Annotated in this window: 17 protein-coding genes; 7 read left to right on the top strand and 10 right to left on the bottom strand. The window is 60.4% G+C overall.

Features of this window, described 5'->3' with window-relative positions; translation table 11 throughout:
* Window positions 1-53 precede the first annotated feature (53 nt).
* Both mfd and HMPREF2928_RS04400 read left to right on the top strand, forming a co-directional pair.
* Window positions 54-3,803, top strand: coding sequence for a transcription-repair coupling factor (gene mfd, locus HMPREF2928_RS04395; RefSeq protein ID WP_070687464.1), 3,750 nt, complete (start codon window positions 54-56; stop codon window positions 3,801-3,803).
* Between the two features lie 141 nt (window positions 3,804-3,944).
* The gene (locus HMPREF2928_RS04400; RefSeq protein ID WP_044142785.1) at window positions 3,945-5,363 is read left to right on the top strand and encodes an NAD(P)H-quinone dehydrogenase; all 1,419 of its coding nucleotides are present in this window, start codon (window positions 3,945-3,947) and stop codon (window positions 5,361-5,363) included.
* A 143-nt stretch (window positions 5,364-5,506) separates the two neighbouring features.
* Here HMPREF2928_RS04400 and HMPREF2928_RS04405 read toward each other — a convergent pair whose 3' ends face one another.
* The 4 genes from HMPREF2928_RS04405 to HMPREF2928_RS04420 all read right to left on the bottom strand — a co-directional run bounded on the left by HMPREF2928_RS04405 (window position 5,507) and on the right by HMPREF2928_RS04420 (window position 11,699).
* Entirely contained in the window at window positions 5,507-6,907 is a 1,401-nt protein-coding gene (locus HMPREF2928_RS04405; protein WP_005508870.1) for an MFS transporter, read from the bottom strand.
* A 381-nt stretch (window positions 6,908-7,288) separates the two neighbouring features.
* The gene (locus HMPREF2928_RS04410; protein WP_070687465.1) at window positions 7,289-9,112 is read right to left on the bottom strand and encodes an acetyl/propionyl/methylcrotonyl-CoA carboxylase subunit alpha; all 1,824 of its coding nucleotides are present in this window, start codon (window positions 9,110-9,112) and stop codon (window positions 7,289-7,291) included.
* A gap of 151 nt (window positions 9,113-9,263) precedes the next feature.
* Window positions 9,264-9,971, bottom strand: a complete 708-nt coding sequence (locus HMPREF2928_RS04415; RefSeq protein ID WP_070687466.1) for a Maf family protein — start codon at window positions 9,969-9,971, stop codon at window positions 9,264-9,266.
* Between the two features lie 309 nt (window positions 9,972-10,280).
* Complete coding sequence (locus HMPREF2928_RS04420; RefSeq protein ID WP_070687467.1) at window positions 10,281-11,699, bottom strand: dicarboxylate/amino acid:cation symporter; 1,419 nt, start codon at window positions 11,697-11,699, stop codon at window positions 10,281-10,283.
* Between the two features lie 434 nt (window positions 11,700-12,133).
* Between HMPREF2928_RS04420 and HMPREF2928_RS04425 the strand changes: the two genes are divergently transcribed.
* Both HMPREF2928_RS04425 and HMPREF2928_RS04430 read left to right on the top strand, forming a co-directional pair.
* Complete coding sequence (locus HMPREF2928_RS04425; protein ID WP_070616779.1) at window positions 12,134-13,078, top strand: hypothetical protein; 945 nt, start codon at window positions 12,134-12,136, stop codon at window positions 13,076-13,078.
* Between the two features lie 134 nt (window positions 13,079-13,212).
* On the top strand, window positions 13,213-14,505 hold the full coding sequence (locus HMPREF2928_RS04430; protein ID WP_070616781.1) for a glutathionylspermidine synthase family protein: 1,293 nt from the start codon (window positions 13,213-13,215) through the stop codon (window positions 14,503-14,505).
* Between the two features lie 155 nt (window positions 14,506-14,660).
* Here HMPREF2928_RS04430 and HMPREF2928_RS04435 read toward each other — a convergent pair whose 3' ends face one another.
* On the bottom strand, window positions 14,661-16,418 hold the full coding sequence (locus tag HMPREF2928_RS04435) for a DUF885 domain-containing protein (protein WP_070687468.1): 1,758 nt from the start codon (window positions 16,416-16,418) through the stop codon (window positions 14,661-14,663).
* Window positions 16,419-16,440: 22 nt separating this feature from the next.
* On the opposite strand from HMPREF2928_RS04435, the gene HMPREF2928_RS09070 reads away from it, so the two are divergent.
* Window positions 16,441-16,650, top strand: a complete 210-nt coding sequence (locus HMPREF2928_RS09070) for a hypothetical protein (protein ID WP_141752087.1) — start codon at window positions 16,441-16,443, stop codon at window positions 16,648-16,650.
* Between the two features lies 1 nt (window position 16,651).
* Here the strand turns inward: HMPREF2928_RS09070 and HMPREF2928_RS04440 are convergent, their stop codons facing one another.
* The 5 genes from HMPREF2928_RS04440 to HMPREF2928_RS04460 form a co-directional block, all read right to left on the bottom strand.
* On the bottom strand, window positions 16,652-19,063 hold the full coding sequence (locus HMPREF2928_RS04440; protein WP_070687469.1) for a restriction endonuclease: 2,412 nt from the start codon (window positions 19,061-19,063) through the stop codon (window positions 16,652-16,654).
* A gap of 464 nt (window positions 19,064-19,527) precedes the next feature.
* Window positions 19,528-20,616, bottom strand: a complete 1,089-nt coding sequence (locus tag HMPREF2928_RS04445; protein WP_246823557.1) for a restriction endonuclease — start codon at window positions 20,614-20,616, stop codon at window positions 19,528-19,530.
* A gap of 298 nt (window positions 20,617-20,914) precedes the next feature.
* Entirely contained in the window at window positions 20,915-21,328 is a 414-nt protein-coding gene (locus HMPREF2928_RS04450; RefSeq protein ID WP_246823558.1) for an acyl-CoA carboxylase subunit epsilon, read from the bottom strand.
* 66 nt (window positions 21,329-21,394) lie between these two features.
* Entirely contained in the window at window positions 21,395-22,996 is a 1,602-nt protein-coding gene (locus tag HMPREF2928_RS04455; protein WP_070687471.1) for an acyl-CoA carboxylase subunit beta, read from the bottom strand.
* A gap of 325 nt (window positions 22,997-23,321) precedes the next feature.
* Window positions 23,322-23,603, bottom strand: a complete 282-nt coding sequence (locus HMPREF2928_RS04460) for a YciI family protein (RefSeq protein WP_005507003.1) — start codon at window positions 23,601-23,603, stop codon at window positions 23,322-23,324.
* Window positions 23,604-23,823: 220 nt separating this feature from the next.
* Here HMPREF2928_RS04460 and HMPREF2928_RS04465 point away from each other — a divergent pair, with 220 nt between their 5' ends.
* Together HMPREF2928_RS04465 and HMPREF2928_RS04470 are read left to right on the top strand one after the other, a co-directional pair.
* Window positions 23,824-24,765, top strand: coding sequence for a biotin--[acetyl-CoA-carboxylase] ligase (locus tag HMPREF2928_RS04465; protein ID WP_070687472.1), 942 nt, complete (start codon window positions 23,824-23,826; stop codon window positions 24,763-24,765).
* Between the two features lie 108 nt (window positions 24,766-24,873).
* On the top strand, window positions 24,874-25,362 hold the full coding sequence (locus HMPREF2928_RS04470) for a hypothetical protein (RefSeq protein WP_005508853.1): 489 nt from the start codon (window positions 24,874-24,876) through the stop codon (window positions 25,360-25,362).
* The last annotated feature ends 70 nt before the right edge of the window (window positions 25,363-25,432 follow it).

Below are 25,432 nucleotides of genomic sequence, written 5' to 3' on the forward strand. Positions count from 1 at the left end.
GCCCTCCACCAGCTCAACCGCTGCAGGCGAAGACCCCAGATTCAGGAGAACCCGTGAGCACCACCCGAAAAGCTACCGCACAGCCCCTCGAGGCACCCCTGCACCCCCTCCTGAACACCCTCAACCAACTCAGCAGCTGGGCCGCGATCCGTACCGCCGCCTCCGCGAAGCCCACTGAACGCAGCGCACGCTCCCTCATCGGCGCCGTCGCCGGAACCCACGCTGCGCTCATTGCAGACATCTCCACCGCAGTACGCGATACCACCGCTGAAGCGCTCAGCCTCATTATCGCCCCCACCGACCGCCAAGCAGAAGACCTCGCCGCAGCCCTGCGCTCCTACCTGCCCGCCGCAGACATCGCGCTCTTCCCCGCCTGGGAAACCCTGCCCCACGAACGCCTCTCACCGCGCTCCGACACCGTAGGCCGCCGCCTGCAGGTACTGCGCGCCATGACCGGGGACGCAGATAAACGCCCCCAGGTCGTTATCGCACCCGTACGCGCCGTCATCCAGCCCATCGTCACCGGCATCGAAAAGCTCGAACCCGTGCACCTGGTCCGCGGCAAAGAATACCCCTTCAAAGATGTGGTGCGCGGCCTCAACGACGCCGCATACTCCCGCGTAGACCTGGTCGCCAAGCGCGGCGAATACGCCGTACGAGGCGGCATTATCGACGTCTTCCCGCCCACCGCAACTACCCCCGTGCGCCTCGAATTCTTTGGTGACGAACTCGACGAAATGCGCCACTTCTCTGTCGCTGACCAGCGCACCCTCAGCGGGGGAGAGGAGCTCACCGAACTCACCCTGCTGCCCTGCCGCGAACTGCTCATTACCCCCGAGGTCATGAGCCGCGCCGCACGCCTGAAAGCCGACTACCCGGCAGCCGCAACCATGCTTGAGAAGATTGCCGGCGGAATCTACGTCGAAGGCATGGAATCACTCACCCCGCTACTCATCGAATCCATGAACACCCTCACCGAGCTACTGCCGGCTGGGTCCATGATTATCAACGTCGAACCCGAACGCGTGCGTGCCCGCGCCGAAGACCTCGTCGCCACCAACGAAGAATTCCTCGCCGCCGCCTGGGACACTGCCGCGGAAGCAGACGCCGTCTCGCCCATCGACCTGGGCCAGTTGCGTATGAGCGACAGCGGATTCCGCACCATCGACCAAACCACCACACAGGCACTCGAAGCCAAACTCAGCTGGTGGGAAATCACCGAACTCGTCACCGACGCAGACCTGCTCGAAGACGCCGCCGCAGGCGCACTCGAAAACCAGAACATCGCTGACGCCATCGAAGATGGCATCGACACCTACACTGTCAACGCCACCCCCGCAACCGCATTCAACGGATCCGTCGAACGCATGCTCAGCCAGGTCGGCGACCTCATCCAGCAACAGTGGACTGTCCTCGCCCTCACCAACGGCCGCGGCTCCACCGACCGCCTCATCGACCTCTTCCACTCCGGCGAAGGGGCACCCGCCGTACCCGCAGCCCGCCGAACCAGCCTCGAAGCCGACCCCGCCGGGGACCTCGAACACGGCATCGTTGAGGTCTGCGAGGCGCCCGCCTCCGCAGGCTTCCTCATCGAGGAGGCGAAGCTCGCCGTCTTCACCGAAGCCGAACTGCTCGGACGCCGCGGCACCTACGCACCCCGAGGCGCCGCCGGACAGAAATTCAAGACGCGCCGCCGCCGCAACGCGGTTGATCCTCTCGCGCTGAACCCCGGCGACTACGTGGTACACGAACGCCACGGCATCGGTCGCTTCGTCGAGATGACTTCTCGCCCGGTGGCGGGCGCCTCCCCGGTCAACGGCGTGCAGCCCATGAAGGAATACCTGGTCATCGAGTACGCCCCCGCCAAGCGCGGTGGCGCTCCCGACCGTCTCTTTGTGCCCTCGGATCAGCTGGACCTGATCTCCAACTACGTGGGTGGCGAGAACCCGAGCCTGTCCAAGATGGGCGGCAGCGACTGGGCGAAGACCAAGTCCCGCGCCCGCAAGGCAGTCAAGGAAATCGCCGCCGACCTGGTGAAACTCTACTCGGCACGCCAGGCCTCGCGCGGTCACGCCTTCGCCGCAGACACCCCCTGGCAGCGAGAGCTGGAGGAGTCCTTCCCCTACAACGAGACTCCCGACCAGCTCACCGCCATCCACGAGGTAAAGGAGGACATGGAGAAAGAAATCCCCATGGACCGCCTCATTTCCGGCGATGTGGGCTTCGGCAAAACCGAGGTCGCCGTACGTGCCGCATTCAAGGCGGTGCAGGACGGCAAACAGGTTGCCGTGCTCGTACCCACGACCCTGCTCGCGCAGCAGCACTACGAGACGTTCAGCGAGCGCTTCTCGGGATTCCCCGTGAAGATTCGTGTGCTATCCCGCTTCCAGAAGGCGAAGGAAACCCGCCAGATTACCGAAGAAATCGCATCCGGCGCGGTGGACGTGGTGATCGGTACCCACCGCATCCTCTCGGATAGCGTGGTATTCAAGGACCTGGGCCTGGTCATCATTGACGAGGAACAGCGCTTTGGCGTGGAGCACAAGGAAAAGCTCAAGCAGATGCGCACCAACGTGGACGTGCTCGCCATGAGTGCAACCCCGATTCCGCGCACCTTGGAAATGTCGCTAACCGGTATTCGCGAGACCTCCACCCTTGCCACCGCGCCGGAGGAACGCCACCCCGTGCTGACCTTCGTTGGTCCGCGCACCGACAGCCAGATTACCGCCGCAATCCGTCGCGAGCTCATGCGTGAAGGACAGGTGTTTTTCGTGCACAACCGCGTGGCTGACATCGACGATGTTGCCGCCGAAATCGGCAAGCTTGTGCCGGAGGCGCGCATCGCCACCGCCCACGGCCGCATGAGTGAATCGCGCCTGGAACAGATTATTGTGGACTTCTGGGAGCGCCGCTTTGACGTGCTGGTGTGCACCACCATCGTGGAGACCGGCCTGGATATTTCGAACGCGAACACCCTCATTGTCGACCACGCCCAGAACTACGGTCTGAGCCAGCTACACCAGCTGCGTGGCCGTGTGGGTCGTGGCCGCGAGCGCGCCTACGCCTACTTCCTGTACCCGGTGGATAAGACCCTCGGTGAGATTGCGCACGAGCGTCTGAAGGCTGTGGCGACCCATAATGAGCTGGGCGCTGGCCTGCAGCTTGCGATGAAGGACCTGGAGATTCGCGGTGCCGGCAACCTGCTCGGCGGCGAACAGTCCGGTCATATTGCCGGGGTCGGTTTTGACCTGTACCTGCGCCTGGTCGGCGAGGCGGTCGCAAACTACCGCGGCGAGAAGGAAGAGCGCGAGGTCGAGACGAAGATTGACCTGCCCGTCAACGCGCATATTCCGCACACCTACATTGATTCTGAGCGTCTGCGCTTGCAGGCATACCGTCAGATTGCTGCCGCCGATACCGAAGAGAAGATTGCGGAGGCTCGCGAGGAGCTTGTCGACCGTTACGGCGAGCTGCCGGAGGCGGTAGAGAACCTGCTTGCCGTGGCGACGGTGCGCATGCACGCCCGTGCCGCCGGTATTCACGAGCTGGTGGTGTTGGGGCCGAAGGTTCGCGTGGTGACCGCTACGCCGCTGCCGGAGTCCCGCCAGATGCGTCTGAAGCGCGTGTACCCTGGCTCCACGCACGCCCAGCCGAAGGGTATGGACACCTGGCTGACGCTGGTTCCGCGCCCGAAGACCATGCCGGTGGGCGGTAAGGACCTGGTGGACGGCGCGATGCTGCAGTGGGCTGAGAAGTTCATCAACTCGATTTATGCCGAGAAGCCGCAGGCTCTCGAGGAGTAGAGACCTACAGGGGTAGGCGCCGCCCAGTCATATCGGGCTGCCGAACCATGAAGATGCTCGCCGTGCAGATTGCCACAATATGGCACATCTGCACGGCGAGTGCGTTTGCCCCGTAGGGGCGGCATAGCTCACAATTAAGGCATGACTTCAACGGTGAACTATGCATCTCAGCGAATTGTAATTATTGGTGGCGGCCCCGGCGGCTATGAGGCAGCGATGGTGGCTGCCGCATCCAACGCGGACGTGACCCTGATCGAACGCAACGCCATTGGTGGCTCCGCCGTTCTGACCGACGTTGTGCCCTCTAAAACCCTGATCGCTACGGCGGATATGATGACCCGCTTCTCCGAGGCGGGTAGCCTGGGCATTGAAAACACGAAGGGTAAGGCGCCGCAGCTTCGTGTTGATATGGACCGCGTGAACCGCCGAGTCCGCGACCTGGCCCAGCAGCAGTCTGCCGACATTAAGCGTGCCCTGGCCTCTGCAGGAGTGAAGATTATTCACGGTACCGGTAAGCTCCTTGACCGCCACACCGTGCAGGTGACTGATGAGGCGGGTCTGGTCTACCCCCTGCACGCGGACTTTGTGCTGTTGTCGGTGGGTACGCATCCGCGTGAAATGGCGACCGGTATGCCTGACGGCGAACGCATCCTGACCTGGACTCAGCTGTACAACCTCTCCGAGGTTCCCGAGGAGCTGATTGTGATTGGTTCGGGTGTGACCGGTGCGGAGTTCGCTTCGGCGTATAACGGTCTGGGTTCTAAGGTGACCCTGGTGTCTTCGCGTGACCGTGTGCTTCCGGGTGAGGACGAGGATGCAGCCCGCGTGCTGGAGGACGTCTTTGAACGTCGCGGCGTGCGAGTGATGCCGCGTTCCCGTGCGGCTGCTGTTGAGCGTACTGAGGACGGCTCCGGCGTTATTGTGACTCTGTCGGATGGTCGTAAGGTTTCTGGCACTCACTGCCTGGTCGCTATTGGTTCGATTCCGAACACTGAAGATTTGGGCCTGGAAGACGTCGGTGTTGAGCAGACCCCGAGCGGCCATATTAAGGTGGATGGTGTGTCCCGTACGAGCGTGAACAGCATTTACGCTGCCGGCGACTGCACGGGCGTGTACCCGCTGGCTTCCGTGGCTGCGATGCAGGGCCGTATCGCTATGGCACATATCCTCGGTGATGCGGTGCGCCCGTTGCGTACCGATAAGGTTGCCGCGAACATCTTCACCTCCCCGGAGATTGCGACTGTAGGCGTGAGTGAGAAGGACCTTGCCGAAGGCGCCTACCGCGGTGACGCGGTGACCCTGCAGCTGGGCACGAACCCGCGCGCGAAGATGATGGCGATGCGCGATGGCTTCGTGAAGATTTTTGCTCGCCGCCACTCCGGCACCGTCATTGGTGGCGTGGTGGTTGGTCAGCGTGCTTCTGAGCTGATTTACCCCATTGCCCTGGCGGTGGAGAAGAAGCTTGCGGTGGATGATCTGGCGGATACTTTCACGGTCTACCCCTCGCTCTCTGGCTCTATTGCTGAGGCGGCACGTAAGCTGCACACTCGCGGCCTGTAGCCCGCACATAGATACCCTGGGCTTGTAGAGAGCCGGTATCTCTGAAGCGCACAAAAGCGGTGGGGGTCGCCTCCTGAATCTAAGGAATTCAGGAGGCGACCCCCACCGCTTTGCTGTAGAGACGCTTTAGCCCCTGCGAAGTTTTACTTCGTGGTGCTGACGGCGTTCATGTCCACGTCACGGGTTTCGTGAGTGAGCAGGATGAAGACAACACTCAGGATCGAGGCGAATGCCAGGTAGCCGCCCACTGCAGCCACACCGTAGGAAGTGTTCAGCCAAACAGCCACGAACGGGGTCAGTGCCGCACCGAGGATGGACGCCACGTTGTAGGCGATACCGCTGGCGGTGTAACGCACGTTAGTGGGGTACAGCTCCGGCAGGTATGCGGACATGGAACCGAAGGACAGACCCATCAGGCACATACCGATAAAGATGAAGAGGGTAACCACAGCGGCGTTTGCGTTCGCGCCGGTACCAACAACGGAGGGAGAGATGAACAGACCGAAGGACAGACCGAAGACCGCCATCGCGATGGTGGTCCACAGCTGCTGGGTGCGGCGGCCGTACTTGTCAGCCAGCCAACCCGAGATCGGGATGAAGATTGCGAAGCCGATGATGGAGATCAGCTGAATGATCAGGAACTCGCGGTAGGGGATAGCCAGGCCGCCCTTATCCGCCTTGCCGATACCGTAGGAGAGGACCCAAGCGGTCATCAGGTAGAACAGCACATAGCATGCCACCATGATGAAGGTGCCCTGAATCATGGGCCACCAAGCGACCTTGAACGCCTCAACGAGCGGGGTCTTCACCTTCTCGTTGTTAGCGGCAGCCTTGGCGAAGACGGGGGTCTCCTCCAGCTTGAAACGCACGTACAGACCAACGGCGACCATCACGATGGACAGCAGGAACGGAATACGCCAACCCCAAATGAGGAAGGGGTGCTCGAGGTTCTTCGCGTCGGTTGCGGAGTTGAAGGTAATCCAGCTGGTCAGCAACAGCATGAAGCCGTTCGCAAGCACGAAGCCGATGGGTGCACCCAGCTGAGGCCACATCGCGGCGCGGGCGCGCTTGCCATCCTCAGCGTATTCGCTCGCGAGCAGCGCCGCACCGGACCATTCGCCGCCCAGGCCCAAGCCCTGGCAGAAACGCATAATGGTCAGCATGGTCGGTGCCCACAGACCAATCTGGTGATAGGTGGGCAGCAGACCGATGATGAAGGTTGCCAGACCCATGGTGAGCAGTGCACCGACGAGGGTAGCCTTACGACCGATCTTGTCGCCGAAGTGGCCGAAGATCACGGAACCGAGGGGGCGCGCGATGAATGCGACGCCGAAGGTAGCGAAGGAAGCCAGAAGCTCGGTGGTTGCGTCCTTCGAGGGGAAGAACAGTACGGGGAACACAGCCACTGCTGCAGTGGCGTAAATGTAGAAATCGTAGAACTCGATGGTGGTACCAACGAGCGAGGCGAGAATAACTCGACTGCGAGGAGTCGTATTCTTCACCGGTGCAGCAGACGCTTTCGTGTCGGATGCAGAAGCGCTCATGAGGAAAACTCCCGAGATGGTGAATTTGTGTGTACGCAAGGAGCCTGAGGTAGGTGTTCCGTTGCCGGTCAGCGCGGGAGGCGGGTATGCCGTAGGCGCGTACTGGGTGCCGTGACCGCACCGGGTGGGGTGCGGCAGGCGTCGGATTCTGAAAGACTCCTCTAAAGTGCAACATTATAACTCTGTTCAGAAAAACCCAAACAAATACAGCCACTATCTGGACGCGAACACAGGGGTTAGCGGCGTAAATCCCACCTAAACAGGCAAGAGCGGACATAGAAAATCCCCCGGAAAGATACGAGGTATTACCTCATACCCTTCCGGGGGATTCGTATAGCCTATGGCGCTCGCAGTCGCGAGACCTCAGTACCGAGCGAAGCGTTACTTGATGGTCGCCAGCACCGCACCGGAGGTGACGGTATCTCCGGCCTTGGCCGACAGACCCGAAACCTTACCCGCCTTGTGCGCGGTAATGGGCTGCTCCATCTTCATCGCCTCCAGCACCAGAATCAGGTCGCCCTCAGCGACGGTGTCGCCGTCGGATGCGGCAACCTTCACGATGGTGCCCTGCATGGGGCTGGTCAGCTCATCGCCGCCACCCTTTGCCGCGCCGCGTGCCGAACGGGACTTACGGGTCTTGGACGCTGCAGGCTTTGCGGTGTGCTTGGCGCCACCGCTCAAATCGGGCAGGGACACCTCCAAACGCTTACCGTTGACCTCGACCACCATGGTGGTGCGCTCGTCCTCGTCAGAGTTCACGTTACCGGGTGCACCGGAGTACATGGGGATGGTGTTATTGAATTCGGTCTCAATCCAACGGGTGTGCACCTTGAACTCGCCGCCCTCAGCCGGCGCGAAGGCGGGATCATCCAGCACGACGCGGTGGAACGGAATGACGGTGGGCATACCCTCAATGGTCAGCTCAGCCAGGGCGCGGCGAGCACGCTGCAGAGCCTGCTCACGGTCCGCGCCGGTGACAATGAGCTTAGCCAGCATAGAGTCGAAGTTACCGCCGATAACGTCGCCAGCCACGAAGCCAGAATCCCAGCGAACACCGGGGCCGGTGGGCACGGTCATCTTCTCGATCGTACCGGGGGCGGGCATAAAGGAACGGCCCGCATCCTCACCGTTAATACGGAACTCGAAGGAGTGACCGCGCAGAACCGGGTCCTTCTCCTCAATCTTCTCGCCGCGGGCAATACGGAACTGCTCACGAACCAGATCCAGACCGGAAATCTCCTCGGAGACAGGGTGCTCCACCTGCAGACGGGTGTTCACCTCAAGGAAGGAGATGGTGCCGTCGGTGCCGACCAGGAACTCACAGGTGCCGGCACCCTGGTAGCCAGCCTCACGCAGAATCGCGCGGGACGCCTCATACAGGCGCTCGTTCTGCTCATCGCTCAGGTAGGGTGCGGGCGCCTCCTCAACGAGCTTCTGGTTACGACGCTGCAGGGAGCAGTCACGGGTGGAAACCACCACAACGTTGCCGTGTGCATCCGCCAGGCACTGGGTCTCAACGTGGCGGGGCGAATCCAGGAAACGCTCGATGAAGCACTCACCGCGACCGAACGCCGCGGTTGCCTCGCGCACGGCGGACTCGTACATCTCAACAATGCTCTCGCGGTCGCGCGCCACCTTAATGCCGCGGCCACCGCCACCAAATGCGGCCTTCACCGCAATGGGCAGACCGTGCTCATCAGCGAAAGCAATAACCTCATCGGCGGACTTGACCGGGTCCTTGGTGCCGGGCACCAGGGGAGCGCCCACCTTCTGTGCGATGTGGCGTGCCGCCACCTTATCGCCCAGCTGGGTAATGGACTCGGGGGAGGGGCCAATCCAGGTCAGGCCAGCGTCAATGCACTTCTGCGCGAACTGCGCGTTCTCAGACAGGAAACCGTAGCCGGGGTGCACGGCGTCAGCACCGGAGCGGATGGCAATCTCAATGAGCTTGTCCATCACCAGGTAGGACTGTGCCGCGGTGGCACCGCCGAGAGCGTAGGCTTCATCGGCGAGCTTTACGTGCTGGGCGTCGCGGTCGGGGTCAGCGTAGACGGCGACGGTCTGCAGGCCCTCATCGCGGGCTGCACGAATCACGCGGACAGCAATTTCGCCGCGGTTAGCGATCAGAATCTTGCTGACCGGGCCGGTGTGACGGCCGGGGACTGCAGTAAATTTCTTGGCGGCTTCTGCCTGGTGCTGAGTCACTTAAAGCTCTCCTTTAATCTCCTGCTCCAAGGATACATCGGCAGGATTGGCGAATATAACGCGCATCATACTGTTCTATCTTATCGATTGGTGTTCAATAATGTGTATTTCAGGGCGCGCTTTGAGACAGATTTATACGATTGCGCTGGATCTAATCCTCATCCTGGGGCGCTAACCACAACTCGGTCACCGCGACCTCGCGGCGGCGCAACATATCGCGTAGCGCGTGAATGGACAGGCCCACCACCGTGTGGAACTCACCCTCAATACCGCGAATAAACGCCGAACCGTAACCGTCCAGGGTGAAGGAACCGGCTACCCAGAGCGGCTCACCGGTAGCAATGTACGCCTCAATTTCTTCGGGGCTGAGCGTATCAAAGTGGACGGTGGCGCTACGTAGTTCAGAAACGGTGGGCAACTCAGAAGTAGCGGACAGCTCGGCACCTGGCTCAAGACCGCGCAGATCCACGAGCGCGTGACCGGTGTGCAGCACACCGTAGTTGCCGCTCATTGCGCTGATGCGCTCGCGTGCCGCCTGAGCGGTGTGAGGCTTGCCGTAGGCAACACCCTCAAACTCGAAGACCGAATCGCAACCCAGAACCAGCGCATCGTGCACACCCTCGGCGGCAAGTTCCGCGGCAACCGCTTGCGCCTTCAACTGCGCCAGCAGGGAGGCGGTTTCAGCCGGGGTGAGTCCCGCACGTCCCTGCCCTCGCGCCTGCTCGTTGGCGGCGGCGAGCGCAGCGTCCTCATCGACGGAGGAGACGCGCACCGTAAAAGCAATGCGGGAATCCTCCAGGAGCTTGCGCCGCGCGGGGGACGCGGAGGCGAGAATCAGGCGAATCGGTGTGGTACTCATAGGTTCTATTTTAGTGCCTCGCGGGTGAGGTTTACCCTCGGGTGCAGATTGAAGGGCACTGAGAAGCTGGGGAAGGGGAGGTGAGGGGATATGAAAAGAGCGTGTCCCATCCCCCTCAACCACGTAGGAGATGGAACACGCCGTTCAAAATCATAACTCTTCTCAAACGTTAAAGAAAAGAAGAATCAATAGTGACACTTTTATGACGCTTGACAAATGTATTTCGCCCATGCTGAGGCACGAGATTAAGAAAGCTACACGGCGCTAGGCAGTACAGCCTAGCGCCGTGTAGCTTCAAGAGTCGCCAGGTTAGCGGCGTGCCGCGACGGTGTTGTCCTCCACCTCGTGCAGACGCTGCGCCTCACCGGCGATACGCTCATCGTAGAATTCCTGAGCCACGAAGCCGCCCTCCGAGCGGGGAGCGTTGTAGAGCTCCTCATCCAGGATGCCCTCGCGGCGAGCCACAATCGCGGGAACCAGAGCTTGACCGGCAACGTTCAGGGCGGTACGACCCATGTCAACGATCGGGTCAATCGCCAGGAGCAGACCCACGCCGTCCAGCGGCAGACCCAGAGTGGACAGGGTCAGGGTCAGCATCACGATAGCGCCGGTCGTACCGGCGGTCGCAGCCGAACCGAGCACGGACACCATCACAATCAGCAGGTACTGGGTGAAGTCCAGCTGAATACCGTAGAACTGAGCCACGAAGATTGCGGCAAGAGCCGGGTAAACCGAAGCGCAGCCGTCCATCTTGGTGGTTGCACCCAGCGGAACCGCGAAGGAGGCGTAGGCGCGGGGAACACCCAGGTTGCGTTCGGCAACAGTCTGGGTCATCGGCATCGAACCCATCGAAGAGCGGGACACGAAGCCCAGCTGGAGCGCCGGCCACACGCCAGAGAAGTACTGGCGGACCGACAGACCATTCGCGCGAACAATAATCGGGTAGACCACGAGGAAGACCAGCAGCAGGCCAATGTAGAGGGCGATGACGAACGCGACCAGCGAACCCATCGACGCCCAACCGTACGCGAACACTGCCTTAGCAATCAGACCCACGGTACCCAGCGGTGCCAGGCGAATAATCCACCACAGAATCTTCTGAATAATCGCCAGAGCGCTCTTGACCACATCAATGAACGGCTTGGCTGCCTCACCGACCTTCAGCGCGGCAATGCCGACCGCACCGGAAATAACCAGAATCTGCAGTACGTTAAAGGACGCCGACGCGGTGATGCCGGAATCACCAGACTTAGCGCTGACACCCAGACCCAGGAAGTTCACCGGAATCAGACCGGTCAGGAAAGCAGTCCACGAACCGGTCGAGCCGGTGTACGCCTTGCCCTGCACCTGTGCACCCACGCCCGGCTGAACGACCAGGCCCATCGCAATACCGATGAGCACCGCGAAGAACGCGGTAACCGCAAACCAGATGAGCGTGTTAACCGCCAGGCGTGCCGCGTTCGTCACCTGCGACAGGTTAGAGATGGAGGCGACCACGGCGGTGAAAATCAGCGGAACAACGGCCGCCTTCAGCAGGGTGACGTAGGAGGAGCCGATGGTATCTAAGGTCACCATGAGCCAGTTGGGGCTGCTCTTCGCGTCCCCACCCAGTGCGAGGGCGAGCGCGCCGAGAACAATACCCAGAATGAGTGAGGCAATGATTTGGTTGCCGAAAGAAGTAGCCCACTTGGGCAGACGTGAACGAGATGATGCATGCGGTGTAGACATGTGGCATACTCTAAAACTTTTACGCGCTCCGGCGCGAGTTTGTGTGAAGAAGTGTTTCAATCCGGTGCAGTGTGAGGGATGTGTGACGAACCGTGACCTTCCGGTGGCACCTTTCGGCTGTACATCCCGCAGTCTAACCAGCAACGCAGCCCAACCCAGCTGCCCAACCAACGCCGCCGCTGCTCCTAATAGGCGGTTAAATCGGCTGATAGTTAATTAGGAATTGCCGCAAAAGCAAACAGAAAGGAAACAACTGCGCAACATGCGGGGAAGCTTGCTGAGATTTTGCCGTCAGCTAATAATCCGAAAGCTAGGGCTTGATATGCTGGAATCACACCGATAGTCCGGCGAAAGTCGCCGGATGATGCTGTACCCACTCAGCTTCATGTACGCGTTGAGCGTTACGCCACGCACCACCTTTCAAGGAGAGATGCATGAGTTCTGCTCCCCAATACCCCGGCGGAACCACCACCCCTAACGGCCCGAAGAAGCCCCGCAATCGCATGGAAGCGGTTGCAGATTTTGCTACCCGCGCCGCACAGACCTCAGCCCAGCAGACCCTGAACCTGGGTGCGACCCGCCCCGGCATCGCCAAGATGATTGCCGTAGCGGGTGCTGGCGTGCTACTGGTTGGCGGTGGCATCTTCGCCTACAACTCCATGCACCAGGAAGAGAACGCGTTCCTGTCGCAGGGCGAAGAGTACGCCCGCGTCTGCCAGGACGCGAAGACTGGCCTGCGCGTGGAAGATAGCGAATGTGAGAAGGCAGGCGTTCAGGAGCCGACCGACTCGCCCTCGGCCTCTTCCACGGAGTCCTCAAGCTCTTCTGGTTCTTCCGGTTCCTCCAGCTCCTCGGGCTCTTCTGGGTCTTCGGGCACTTCTGGTTCGACCACCACCCACAATAATTCGAATGCGTTCCTCTGGTACTACCTGGGTCGCCAGAGCGCATCCAATTCTTCCGGATCCCACTACATTCCTCCCGTGGGCTCTAAGCTTTCCGGAGGCAGCACCACCCGCCCCAGCAACGGCACCGTCTACAGCGGCGTGTCCTCCAAGGGCGGCGGCTTCGAGGACTCCTACCGCACCGCGAAGAAGTCCTCCACCGTTTCCTCCGGCAAAGTGACCAGCACCAACAACTCCGGTAAGACCTCCTCGGTGCGTAATAAGACCACCGGCTCGGTCTCCAGCGGTAAGCAGGGCACCAGCAATAGCGGTAGCACCGGCTCCTACAGCAAGTCGAACACCTCCAAGTCCTCCTCGAAGTCCGGTTCTTCGTCCAAGTCTGGCTCTTCGTCCAAGTCTGGCTCTTCCTCGAAGTCCGGCAGCAAGGGCGGTTTCGGTGGCGGCTCCAAGTCCGGTGGCGGCCGCTCCGGCGGCTAAGCCATAAGCCATGACACTGAATGCGGGCAGGGACTGAACGGTCCCGCCCGCATTTTCCTCACCAGAACAACCACACCCGCGGTGACGTAACAACACCGCTTTCCATTCACTACTTCGAAGGAGCCTAGCCCCTCATGCGCCGCGAAGAATTTCCCGTCGGCCGACCCGACTGGGAGAACGTCATCATTGAGGAAGGCCTCACCTACAGCGTGGACGGCCCCCACGACACCGACCACTATTGGAACGAATACGCCGCCTACATTTTCAGCCCGCAAGAAATGGACTCTGTGCGCGCCCAGGCGGAAGAAATGCACCGCATGTGCTTGGAAACCGTCGAGTACATTGCCTCCGGCGCGTTCGGCACCCTCGGCCTGCCCCAGGCGGCGTTCAACCTTGCCGTAGAATCCTGGAACCGCCGCGACGCCGACTTCTACGGACGCTTCGACTTTAGCTACTCCGGTGTGCCCGGCGACCCGATGAAGCTGCTCGAATACAACGCAGACACCCCCACCGGCATCGTGGAGGCGGCAGTCAGCCAGAAAACTTGGGCGAAAGACCAGCGCCTCGACACCCGCGGCTACGCCCACTGGGGTGAAATCGGTGAAGCATTCACCAACCGTTGGCGCCACATCTTCGCCCCCGAAATCACCGCGGGCGTGCAGCCCGTACTGCACCTGGCGCACGTGTCCCCCGAGATTGACGAGACCAACGAGGACTACAACAACCTCTGGCTCATCGCCTACTCGGCACAGCAGGCGGGCATCAAAACCCACATGATTCCCATCGACGAAGTCATCTTCAACGAAGACACCAAGAGCTGGGAAGACGCACAGGGACGGCGCATCACCAACCTCTTCAAGCTCTACCCCTGGGAAGACCTCGTCACCGACAGCGAAGCAGGCTACGACAAGCTCCTCTTCGCCTACCACGGCGCCATGGACCGCTGGATCGAGCCTGCGTGGAAGATGTTCCTCTCCAATAAGCTGCTGCTCGCCGCGCTCTGGGATAAGTACCCCGGCCACCCGAACCTCGTACCCACCTACGCGGGTCACCGCGGCGGTATGCGCAACTGGGTTCGCAAGCCCCTCTTCGGACGCGAAGGCGACGGCGTAGAAATCTACGCCCCCGACTACGACGTCTTCATCAAGCCCGAAGACGACGATTTCTTCGCTAACGCCCCCGAAAGCGAATTCATCTACCAGGAGTACATCCCGGCACCGCGCTATGAGGGCATTATTAACCCGGTCAGCCACCCCATCCTTGGCGTGTGGGTGGTCGACGGACGCACCGTAGGCGTGGGCATCCGTGAATCGAACGGCGCGCTCACCGACTACTGGTGCCGCTTCGCCCCGCACCTGGTGGACCTGAACGATTCCACCGGCATGGGATTCGGCACCACCGACCCCGGCGCCGCAAACTTCGGATAGCCCCGAGAGCTAAAACTCGACAACGAAGCCCCCGCCTCAGCCAAAGCTGAAGCGGGGGCTTCGTCAATAGAGATCCTGTTCAGAGGCTCCTATCCAGAGACTCCAGTTCAGAAGACTCTAGAAAACCACTCAACGAGGCGCGAGCAGACTAGAGGCTACTCGTCGTCCTCATCGTCGTCATCCTCAGTGTCCAGAGGGAGCATCATCTCATCGGTCAGGGCGCGGCGCAGAGTATCCAGACCCACCGAACCGAGCAGAAGCGCACGCGTGTGGAACGCGCGAATGTCATCGCCGCGGCGCACAGCCTGATCGCGCAGTTCCAGCCAGAGGCGCTCGCCAATCTTGTAGCTCGGCGCCTGACCCGGCCAACCCAGGTAACGCAGGAACTCGAAGCGCAGGTGGCCCTCGGACTCGTCCAGGTTCAGCTTCAAGAACTCATAACCCAGCTCAGAGGTCCAGATGGTGCCCGGCTCAACGCCCAGCTGCTCAGCCCACTCCGCGGGAATCGGCATCTCGCAGTGAACACCAATATCGAAGACCACGCGGGCGGCGCGCATACGCTGAGCATTCAGCATGCCCATGCGGTCACCCGGATCCTTCAGGTAGCCCAGTTCCTCCATGAGGCGCTCGGCGTACAGCGCCCAGCCCACACCGTGACCGGAAACCCACAGCATGTTCGTGCGCCAGGAGTTCATGGTGCCCTTCAGGGCCGTAGCGATAGCAATCTGCAGGTGGTGGCCCGGAACGCCCTCGTGGTACACGGTGGAGGTCTCACGCCAGGTAGTGAACGTATCCTCACCCTCGGGAACCGACCACCACATGCGGCCAGGACGCGAGAAATCGGGGGAGGGACCGGTGTAGTAAATACCGCCCTCGTTCGTGGGCGCAATGCAGCACTCAATGCGGCGCATGGGGCCGCCAATTTCAAAGTGGCTACCCGCCAGGTTCTCCACCGCGGCGTCGGCGAGCTTCTGCATCCACGCCTTCAGCTCATCGGTGCCGTGCAGCTGACGTGCCGGATCTTCATCGAGCAGCTGCTTCGCACGCTCAATGCTTGCGCCCGGCTCAATCTCCTCGGCAACCTCACGCTGACGAGCGATAATGCTCTCCAGCTCCTTCACGCCCCAGGCGTAGGTTTCGTCCAGGTCAATGGTGGTACCCAGGAACGAACGGGAGTGCAGGCTGTACGCCTTACGACCCACAGCGTCGCGGGAGGGAGCGACCGGCTGCAGCTTCTCCACCAGGTAGCTGTTGAGGCGGCGGTAGCCTTCCTTTGCAGCCTCGGCACCTGCGGCAGCCTCTTCCTTCAGTGAGGGGACAGCCTCGGCGACCTCAGCGGCAAGCTCGTCAAAGAAACCACCGGGAGCGTAGTACGCGGCGGTCTGCTCAATGACAATATCCACCTGGCGGCGCGGGGCGACCTTGCCCTCTTCACGAGCCGCTTCAAGGGTCTGGATGTAGCCCTCCAGCGCCTCGGTCACGCGGTGCATACGACCGATGATGTGCTCCCAGTCCTGCTGGGTGTTGCGCTTCATCAGGTCGAAAACCGAGCGCACCTCCTGCGGGACGGAGGCAATATTATTCATCTGCCAGCCACCAAAGCCAGCCTTGTACTGCTTGCGGTACAGGCTCAGGCGCTCCTGCAGAGCATCCAGGGTGACCAGGTCAACGTCATCAATAGGCAGGACGTTATCGACCTTCTTCAAGGTCTTCTTCGCAAGGCGCGCAAAAGCCTTCTCGCCGGCGGGCGAGTAGTCGGGGTACAGGGTCTCTACGCCTTTGCGACCAAGCTCGGTTGCATGGACGGGGTTCAGGTCGAGGACCTTTTCAAAATATTCGTTAGCAATCTGATCGACGTCGGTCAGCGAGCGCTTCAATCGGTAGATGCTGGGAAGTTCCTGGTAAGTGCTCATGTTCATATCCTAACTCAGGGGTATGCCTTCAACCACGATTTTCGGTGATATGGGTCGCTTAAACCGGCAATATTACGGGCTGAGCGGTATCGAACGCGAGGAAAACAGCTCACCTGTGGACAACTCACTGGGGCGGATGCGCGAAAACGCCCCGGCTTTCCCCTTCCTGAACGTGCAGGAGAGGGAAGACCGGGGCGTGCCCAAGATGGGCTACAAGCTACTAGCGGGGTAGGCTAGCCGGCGAAGTATTCGCCGTTGAGTTCCAGCAGACCGTTCGCGCCCTCGACCACGCCGAGGCGGTGCGCAATGAGGCGGTCCTGCAGCTCATCGCCGGACACCAAATCCACCAGAATGTTCGGGTACTTGGTCGAGCAGCGGATGAACTCGTCGTACGCCTCATCGCTGAACGGTGCGTTCGTGATGAAGGTGCCGAGCTGACCGCCGCGGGCGTGAATCGCCAGGAAGAACGCGGTAATATCCTGCGGCTGAACGCTTGCGGACAGAACACCGCCAGCTACCGGGCGCAGAGTACGAACATGGAATGCTCGCTCTTTTTCGCCGGTAGCGGGGATTGCCACGCCGTCCACGCCCTGAGCTTCCAGAGCCTCTACCGTGTAGCCGCGCATCAGGAACAGATCGAAACCAATGCTACGGAAACGCTCCTCGGACACCTGAGCCAGTGCCGGAGCCAGCGCCTCGCGGCGGAAGATCTGACGGTAACGCTTCAGCGCCTCACGCACCTGAGCGGCAGCCACCTGCAGAGCGGCCGACGGCTCAGCAGTCGAAACAGCCGGAGCGGAAACAACCGGCTGGGCGGGGGCAGTAGCGATCGGTGCAGCAGCGACCGGTGCAACCGGAACCTCAACCGGCACCTGCGCGGAGGCCGCCACCGGCGAACCAGCCGGACGCGCCAGCAACGCCGGAGAAGCACCCGGCACCGGAGCCAACGGCTCACGCGAAGCACCCTCACGAGCCGCCAGGCGAGCCTGACGCTCCGCCGCACGCGCCTCCTTTGCTGCCTGAAGAGCCTCCTCACGAGCCTGCAGCTCAGCCGCAATATCCTGAGGCAGCTTGTGCTTGAGCGACTGCGGCGGCAGCGGCGCCATGCGGGCAGTCACAGCCTCCGGAGCACCCTCCGGGAAGCGCTTCAGCAGTTCCTTACCTGCCTCGCTCAGCTCATAACGCTCCGGGTTCTTACGGGAAGTACGACCGGTACCCTCACGCAGAGCGTTCAGGTAGCGCTCGCCCTTCAGCACGTGCATCGCCACCGAGTAGCGGTTGCGCAGACGCGGGGTCAGCTTGTAACGGTGCGGAGCGACCTCACCCTGCAGATAGGGGATGTCCAGGGCGAGCTTCAGCTCATCGTAAATGTCGTAGTAGGAGATGCGCGGGCTCTCCTCCACAAGCTTCAGAATCGGGTGAAGCAGCTGATGCGGGTACGGCAGAGCGTCCACAGCGGCAGGATCCAGCAGCGCCGAAGCCACCAGCTTCTGAATGCTCGGCTCAGCCATCTGCGCCAGGGCAGGCGCAAGCGCGGAACCCAACGAGTAGACGGTCTCACGCTCGGACAGGTAATGGTGGGCAATCAGCACATCGTAGATGTAATCCTGCGCGTCAATCTGCGCAAAATAGGGGTTTGAGGACGCCTGCTGAATGCGCTCGTCGCGGTCAAAGACCTGCTCCAGGCTCGGAAGGCTCAGCTCCACATCGGCGCCATGGTCGTTGAGAGTATTGAGCAGAAGAACACCCATGTGGGTCAGCAAAGCATCGGTTGCGGAAATATCCTCGGCGGTAATCGAGGTGCCCTCATCCTTCACCAACGTCAGCACGGAGCTCAGCTCGCTCGCCGGCACGCCGGTCTCCTCGTGGCGGGTCACCAGTTCCTTCGCCGAAGGCGACAGCGAGTACAGTGTCAGCGGAGAATCCGTGTGCTCGTGAATCGTCTTGGTGCGCAGGTAGCCCTCACGGGTCAGCAGGCTCAGCGCCTGAGCAATCACCGGCTCAACAATGCGCTGCTCCAGGTACGACAGGCCGTACCAGCCCTGCACAAAACCGCACTCGCGCAGCACCAGCTCACGAATCTTCACGGGAGCCGCCGCGGGATAGGCCGGGGTAACACTCAGGACGATGGGCAGAAGCTCACGCACCGTAATATGCGAGAGCAGAACCGGGTAGAACTGCTTCAGGTAGTAGAGGTACACGCCGCTGAGGAGGGGCAGGACCGGCAGAAGAGCCTGCGCCTGCTGTTCCTTCGGGGTACCCAAAAGTTCACGGCCAGCCTCGCTGAGGGTGTAGTGCAGGTTGCCCGGATGCAGCTGGCTGAGGGACACCTCAAGATAGTCAGCGTTGACCAGCGCCGCAATCAGCTTATTGAGTGCCTCACGGAAGAGAACATTGTCACCGACCGCAATGAAACGCTGAGTCATGTTGAAACCCAGGTCCACACCTACGGGGGTGTACATATCGGGGAAGAAAACCTTTTCGCCACGGTCCTGAGCGCGCTCAAAGTGGCGGAGCAGGGAGAAAGCCGCCGCAACGCTGAGAGCGCGTGCTTCCTCGGGTAGGGCCTCCCACGAAGTTTCCTGCTGCAGAGAGTGCAATTCGGAATGGTCGATATGGAGCATTGTTTTATTCACAAAAGCCACGCCGGGCTCCTTATCTGGTGTTATTTATCGTGCGGGCATTCTTCATAAAGTGCAGTCATTCGAGCGGGAAAATATTCACACAATACTGGGCGACACCATCTTTATTTTTGGGTCGACACTTTGGTAACCCCTCGTGAAGAGAAGCAGGAAAGGCGGATTTCTCAGCCCGTTCCGCTCACGTACCGTCTTCAATGACGAACACTTCAGAAAAGAACGCTATAAATTAGGGTGAAGTGCTGATACCGTCACGGGTATATACACTTCGTGAAATAATGCGAAGAATATATAACGCATTACCCTCTCATTGTATCGGCTGGTTCAAGAAATAACCTAGATTTCTAAAACCAGCCGATATATGAAAAATATCCTCATGGAAAAGTGAAAATACATTTAGTGAAATAACGTGGGAATGTGCAAAGAGCAGAGACGTTCAGAGTGAAACACTCACCCCAAAATACCCCCGGCTACTCCATGCCGCGGGCAAAATACTCCTCGTCAATGCGATAACCGCACTCGCCCTCACCATCAAGCACGCCCACACGGTGACGAATCATCAGCTCCACCAGCTGATGCTGATCAACCAGAGCAATATTGCGTGCCCCCGGCAAACCCTGCAAATACTCAGGCACCGGCTGCGCAAAAGCACCGCAAGTCACCAAAACACCCTGCAAACCGCCGTGCAGAAGCACCGCACCGGCAAGCTTCTGAATCTCGTTAGGAGTGACCTTCATGGTTCCGCAATAGTGCTTCACCTGAATATAAATCGGCGCGAAATCCAGACCATCAGAGTAGCGGGCAATCACATCCACTCCCTTATCGTCGGCGCCGCCGGTCACCTCGGTACTAAAACCAAGAGCCGTAAAAATATCGGCAACAATCTGCTCAAAATATTCCGGAGTCACCGCGTGAACATGCTGAATTAAATCCTGCGTAAAATGCTCAGCAAATTCCGCCTGAGCATGAATAACCGGCGAATCGCTGGCACGCAAAATAATATCTAGAGGAGACTGACCCGCAGGGCACGACCCCGCAGAACCCGCAGAATTCAAAGCGTGTGCAAGGTGCCCCGAACCGATTGCCTCATGGGCGGAGGTGGTTTCCTCGGTATCGGTAGCAGGGAGGAACGGCTCCATACCGGTGACTGCATCACCATCAGAAGCACCAAAAATGAGACGATGCTCCGCCTCCGCAGTCGCCAGGAGTGCATTCGCCTGCTTCTTGAGCTTCTTCGTCGTCCTCGCCGTCAGGCTCTGAGCGCACAGAGCCTGCACCTGCTTCACCACGCGCGGCGGCACCGAACCGTGCAGATGCGGGGTGCAGGTCAGCTCGGCACCCAGAGGAGTGAGCAGGTACTTCCTCTTCTCCCACGGGGTTAGACGAGGCATTAACTGGGCATAACGAAGCGCCACCAAGATTTTCAAGGTGGTACGCACAGCCACCGCAAAATCGGTGGATTCAAGATCGGGTAGGTTCTTCTTCGACCCCAATGCCTTAGTCTGCTGCCGCAACTGCTCACTAACATAGGCGGCGGTGCGAGGCACAGTCTTCGACAAGCGCCGTAGCGTCGGCAACAGAAGCGCGATATAGACATCCGGTGGGGGCCTATGGTTTTTATTCAGCATCTTTGCCATGGTCCCTGCCAATTTATTAACACTAATGTGACGGTATATACATCGTAGCATCAGTACGTATCATCATGACTTTATCGTTTCTAATATGACAAAACCACAAGAATCAGTGCATTAGGTGTTGAATAACGCAATATAAATCTTGAATTTGAAGCAAAACAATATATTCCCGCCACACCAACCGGCGTGACGGGAATATAAGAAGCAGAGTTATCAGCTCGCGTTACCTGGGGCGAGCGCGCCTCCACGAACCGGGGCCCGGACGCAACGAAACACCCAGGCGCTGACCGCGGTTCAAGATACGCGAAGCAGCACCCACCAGCGAGTTCTGCTCCTGCTGCGCGGCATTCGCCTGCATCATCGCCACCACAGCGGTTAGAGCGGCAATCTCCTCCGGGGTGGGGGAGCCCTTCACTACCTTCAGCAGCGGCTCCTGCTCAGCGTCAGTATCTACCGAAGACTGAGCGGAATCCTTCGCGGTGCTGGGAGCGGTATCCGCGCGCGCAGAAGAACTGGCGGAAGAGGTAGTACGGGAAGACCCGCGCTCAAGCTGCTCGGCGCTCTCAGTAGCCTCCGAACTGTCCTTCTTCTTGCCGAACGAGAAATAACTCAGCGGATTGTAGCCTGCCAAAGGCACGCCTCCTTAGAAAACCTAAAATCCTGGGAATGCCCGCACCACAAATGGTGCGGGCACAGCGGAAGCCTACAGCGGGATGTTGCCGTGCTTCTTTGCCGGGGTTGCCGCACGCTTATCGTGCAGGGCACGCAGCGAAGAAATGATGCGCACACGAGTCTCGCTCGGGGCGATAACCTCGTCAATGTAACCCAGCTCGGCAGCCTGGTACGGGTTCAGCAGCTCTTCCTCGTACTTGGCAATCAGCTCGGCGCGGCGAGCCTCAACGTCGCCGCCCTCAGCCGCCAGAGCAGCCAGCTCGCGACGGTACAGAATGTTCACCGCACCCTGAGCACCCATCACACCAATCTGTGCGGTGGGCCATGCCAGGTTAATATCGGCGCCCAGCTTCTTCGAACCCATCACAATGTATGCACCGCCGTACGCCTTACGGGTAATGACGGTAACCAGCGGAACGGTCGCCTCCGCGTAAGCGTAGAGCAGCTTAGCGCCGCGGCGAATAATACCGTTGAACTCCTGATCGGTACCGGGCAAGAAGCCGGGAACATCCACAAAAGTCAGAATCGGAATGTTGAACGCATCGCAATGGCGCACGAAGCGGGCAGCCTTCTCGGACGCAGAAATGTCCAGGCAGCCAGCGAACTGCATCGGCTGGTTCGCCACAATACCGACCGTGCGGCCTTCAACGCGGGCGTAACCAATCATCACGTTCGGGGCGTACAGCGCCTGCATCTCCAGGAAGTGGCCGTCATCGACCACGGACTCAATGACCGCACGCATGTCGTAGGGCTGGTTCGCCGAATCCGGGATGAGAGTATCCAAATCCAAATCGTCCACGCACACCTGCGCCTCCTGGTCGTGCTCCAGGGGCAGGGACTCTGCAAGGTTATTAGAGGGCAGGAACTCCAGAAGCTCACGCACAAAATCGAACGCGTCTTCCTCGTCCTCAGCCAGGTAGGTGCTAGTACCGGTCACCGAGTTGTGCTGACGCGCACCGCCGAGGGTCTCCATGTCCACATCCTCACCGGTCACGGTCTTAATGACGTCCGGGCCGGTAATGAACATGTGCGAAGTCTTATCCACCATGATGATGTAGTCAGTCAGAGCGGGGGAGTACGCGGCACCGCCAGCGCAGGGGCCCATAATGACAGAAATCTGCGGAACCACACCGGAGGCGCGCACGTTCATACGGAAAATGTCAGCAAACATCGCCAGGGAGGCCACGCCCTCCTGAATGCGGGCGCCACCACCATCGTTAATGCCGATGACCGGGCAACCGTTCTTCAGAGCGAACTTCTGCACCTTCACAATCTTCTCGCCGTTCACCTGCGAGAGGGAACCACCGTACACGGTGAAATCCTGAGAGTACACGGCAACCAGGCGACCATCCACGGTGCCGTAACCGGAGACCAAACCGTCACCCAGGGGCTTCTTCGCCTCCATGCCGAACGCGGTGGTGCGGTGGCGGGCGAGGGCATCAAACTCAACGAAAGAACCCTCGTCCAAAAGCATCTCGATGCGCTCGCGGGCGGTGTTCTTGCCGCGTGCGTGCTGCTTCTCGATAGCTGCCTCACCGCTGGGCGCGAAGCTGCACTCTCGACGTGCATAAAAATCAGCGAGCTTACCGGCGGTGGTGCTCAAATCAAATTCCTGCTGGAGGTTCTCGGACATTATTCCTCGTTCCTGCTCCACCCGATTGTCGGGAGCCAGTGGTTGCGGTGATGGTTGTTCAGAAGGCCCCGAAGAGCGCTCTTGAACAATGTGCATATCCCTCAACTATAGTGCGAACTAGGGCACATATGCCAGGTGAGAAGCCAGAATATCAACACTAGATACACTTTTATGCACTCAGTACCCAAGAAGGTGCATATAGTAAACGAAAAGTGCGAAAGAGCGGCTCAAAAGAGCGCAGAAAACCCCCTCTCGCGCCGGCAATCCTTGTCGGCGAAAAGGGGGTTTACGTTCAAGCTTTTCCAGCGTGAAGCGGTGCTCGACCTTAGATGGTGCCCAGAACCGGGTTCCACTCGGTTACGGTGTGGGACAGAACCGCGCCGCCAACGTTCATCGGGTCGTTAGCTACGATCTTCTCGGCAGCCTCAGCGGAGTCAACCTTTGCAATCAGCAGAGCGCCAGCGGGGGTCTCGCCATCCAGCAGGGGACCGGAAACAATCAGGTTGCCCGCCTCAATCTGCGAACCAAGGTACTCGCGGTGAGCCGGGCGGTACTTCGCCTGCTCCTCGGGAGCTGCGTAAACGTAAGTAATTGCGTAATAAGCCATAGCGGTCTTCTTTCGAGCAGGGCGGAGGAACCTCCGCAGCCGGTCGGTGCTTGATGCACCCTCACTGTCTAATGTACCGTCTCGGGTACCGGGTGGGCATCACCGGCGGCAAGAAATTGATATGGTGAGAAATCAGCGTGACTCGGCAGAAACCGGCAGATTTCGGTGACGGGTCGGCATACTGCAGAGTAGTTTCGAACAGAGTAGAAAGGTGCAGGCTATGGAGAAGAACATGCACATCGAGAGCGATCATTCGGTTTTGGATGCGCCGCGCATCCGCACCATCGCAATGGAAACCGGGTACTCCAGCGTAAACCTTTACGATGAAGTCGACTCCACCACCACCCGCGCCCGCGAACTACTCATGGACGGCACCGACCCCGAACGTGAACAGCTCGGTGAGCTCTCCGTCTACGCCAGCCTCTACCAAAGCGCCGGACGCGGCCGCCTCGCCCGAGCCTGGACCGCCCCTCCCGGAGCCTGCCTAGCCGCAAGCATTGTGGTGCGCCCGCACGCCTCCGCAGACCCGCTCGCCCGAGAGCTACCCGACGGCAGCTACCACTGGCTGACCCTCATCGCCGGGCTCAGCGTGGTCGATATTTGGCGCAGCTACGGCGTGGACGCCGCCCTCAAATGGCCCAACGACGTCATCGCACAGGGAGCCAAAGGCTGTGGAATCCTCGCCCAGCTCGTCCCTGAAAGCGGCTCCACCGAGGGGCAGCGCAGCATCATTGTGGGCATCGGTCAGAACACGAATATGTCCGCCGAACAGCTGCCCGTACCCACCGCCACCAGCCTGAGTCTATGCACAGGTGCCGCGGTTGACTCCTCCGAGGTCCTCACCCGACTGCTGAGCATCTTCGCTCGCCGCTACCGCGCCTTCGTGCGCGCCGGCGGCGACCCGGAACGCCCCGACCCGCTCAACCCGGAGAGCCTCAGCCTGCTTGACCAGGCGCGCGCTGCCACCGCAACCCTCGGAGCCAGCGTGCGCCTGAGCCTGCCCGACGAAAGCACCGTAGAAGGCGTTGCTGAAGACCTCGACGCGCAGGGGCGCATCCTTATTTGCCGCGAGGACGGAACCCTGGAGCCCTACGCGGTGGGCGATATTGAGCACCTTCGCCCCGCCAACGGTAGCTACGGAGATTTTCAGCAGGCACACTAGAAGCAGCCCCTAAAATTTCAGCCCGGCACGGCTACACTCAACGAACCCGCACCACCTCAACCGGCGCCTCTAGCCGGAATACAACAACCAGCACAGCTAAGGAACACCATGCGTTTGCGCGGAAAACTCAACCCCGGTGAGCATGTCATCATTGCGACCCGACAGCACTACGGTGCCCTGCTGCCCACGCTTGCCTACCTGCTGGTTGCAATCGCCGCGTCAACCTTCGCCTCCACGGCACGGTCCTCACCGATTCTGTGGACTCTCGGCACAATCTGTGCGGTAGGTACCCTGCTCGGTGCCGTGCGCACCGCCTGGCGTTGGGCAACCACCTACTACCTGCTGACCACCCACCGGCTCGTGGTGCGCCGCGGCATCATGACCCGCAGCGGAGATGAGTCGCTCTACCTGGACTCCATGGGGGAGCGCTGGGCAAAACAACCCGGTCCGGGAGCCTGGCTGGGGTACGGGTCGGTGTACGTGGTGTGCCGCGGGGTGCACCACCGCCTGACCTACGTGCCCGATCCCAAGCGCTTTGAAAAAGAAATTAAAGCCGCCCGACGCGACTACTACGCCCTGCGCGCTCGCTATATTTAGGGCTTCATCGCCTCTGTGACCGAGTTGGGAGGGAACCATCGGGGTGGCTCAGAGCCTAAACTCGCCGCTA

The sequence above is a fragment of the Rothia sp. HMSC072B04 genome (genome assembly GCF_001813725.1).
GTDB lineage: Bacteria > Actinomycetota > Actinomycetes > Actinomycetales > Micrococcaceae > Rothia > Rothia mucilaginosa.

What these genes read in the sequence shown, in the direction of transcription:
- HMPREF2928_RS04435 (WP_070687468.1), bottom strand. Translation starts at nt 16,418, where the DNA reads ATGAGCACTTACCAGGAACTTCCCAGCATCTACCGATTGAAGCGCTCG.
- HMPREF2928_RS04460 (WP_005507003.1), bottom strand. Translation starts at nt 23,603, where the DNA reads ATGGCTTATTACGCAATTACTTACGTTTACGCAGCTCCCGAGGAGCAG.
- HMPREF2928_RS04405 (WP_005508870.1), bottom strand. Translation starts at nt 6,907, where the DNA reads ATGAGCGCTTCTGCATCCGACACGAAAGCGTCTGCTGCACCGGTGAAG.
- HMPREF2928_RS04430 (WP_070616781.1), top strand. Translation starts at nt 13,213, where the DNA reads ATGCGCCGCGAAGAATTTCCCGTCGGCCGACCCGACTGGGAGAACGTC.
- HMPREF2928_RS04425 (WP_070616779.1), top strand. Translation starts at nt 12,134, where the DNA reads ATGAGTTCTGCTCCCCAATACCCCGGCGGAACCACCACCCCTAACGGC.
- HMPREF2928_RS04415 (WP_070687466.1), bottom strand. Translation starts at nt 9,971, where the DNA reads ATGAGTACCACACCGATTCGCCTGATTCTCGCCTCCGCGTCCCCCGCG.
- HMPREF2928_RS04470 (WP_005508853.1), top strand. Translation starts at nt 24,874, where the DNA reads ATGCGTTTGCGCGGAAAACTCAACCCCGGTGAGCATGTCATCATTGCG.
- HMPREF2928_RS09070 (WP_141752087.1), top strand. Translation starts at nt 16,441, where the DNA reads ATGCCTTCAACCACGATTTTCGGTGATATGGGTCGCTTAAACCGGCAA.
- HMPREF2928_RS04455 (WP_070687471.1), bottom strand. Translation starts at nt 22,996, where the DNA reads ATGTCCGAGAACCTCCAGCAGGAATTTGATTTGAGCACCACCGCCGGT.
- HMPREF2928_RS04400 (WP_044142785.1), top strand. Translation starts at nt 3,945, where the DNA reads ATGACTTCAACGGTGAACTATGCATCTCAGCGAATTGTAATTATTGGT.
- HMPREF2928_RS04465 (WP_070687472.1), top strand. Translation starts at nt 23,824, where the DNA reads ATGGAGAAGAACATGCACATCGAGAGCGATCATTCGGTTTTGGATGCG.
- HMPREF2928_RS04420 (WP_070687467.1), bottom strand. Translation starts at nt 11,699, where the DNA reads ATGTCTACACCGCATGCATCATCTCGTTCACGTCTGCCCAAGTGGGCT.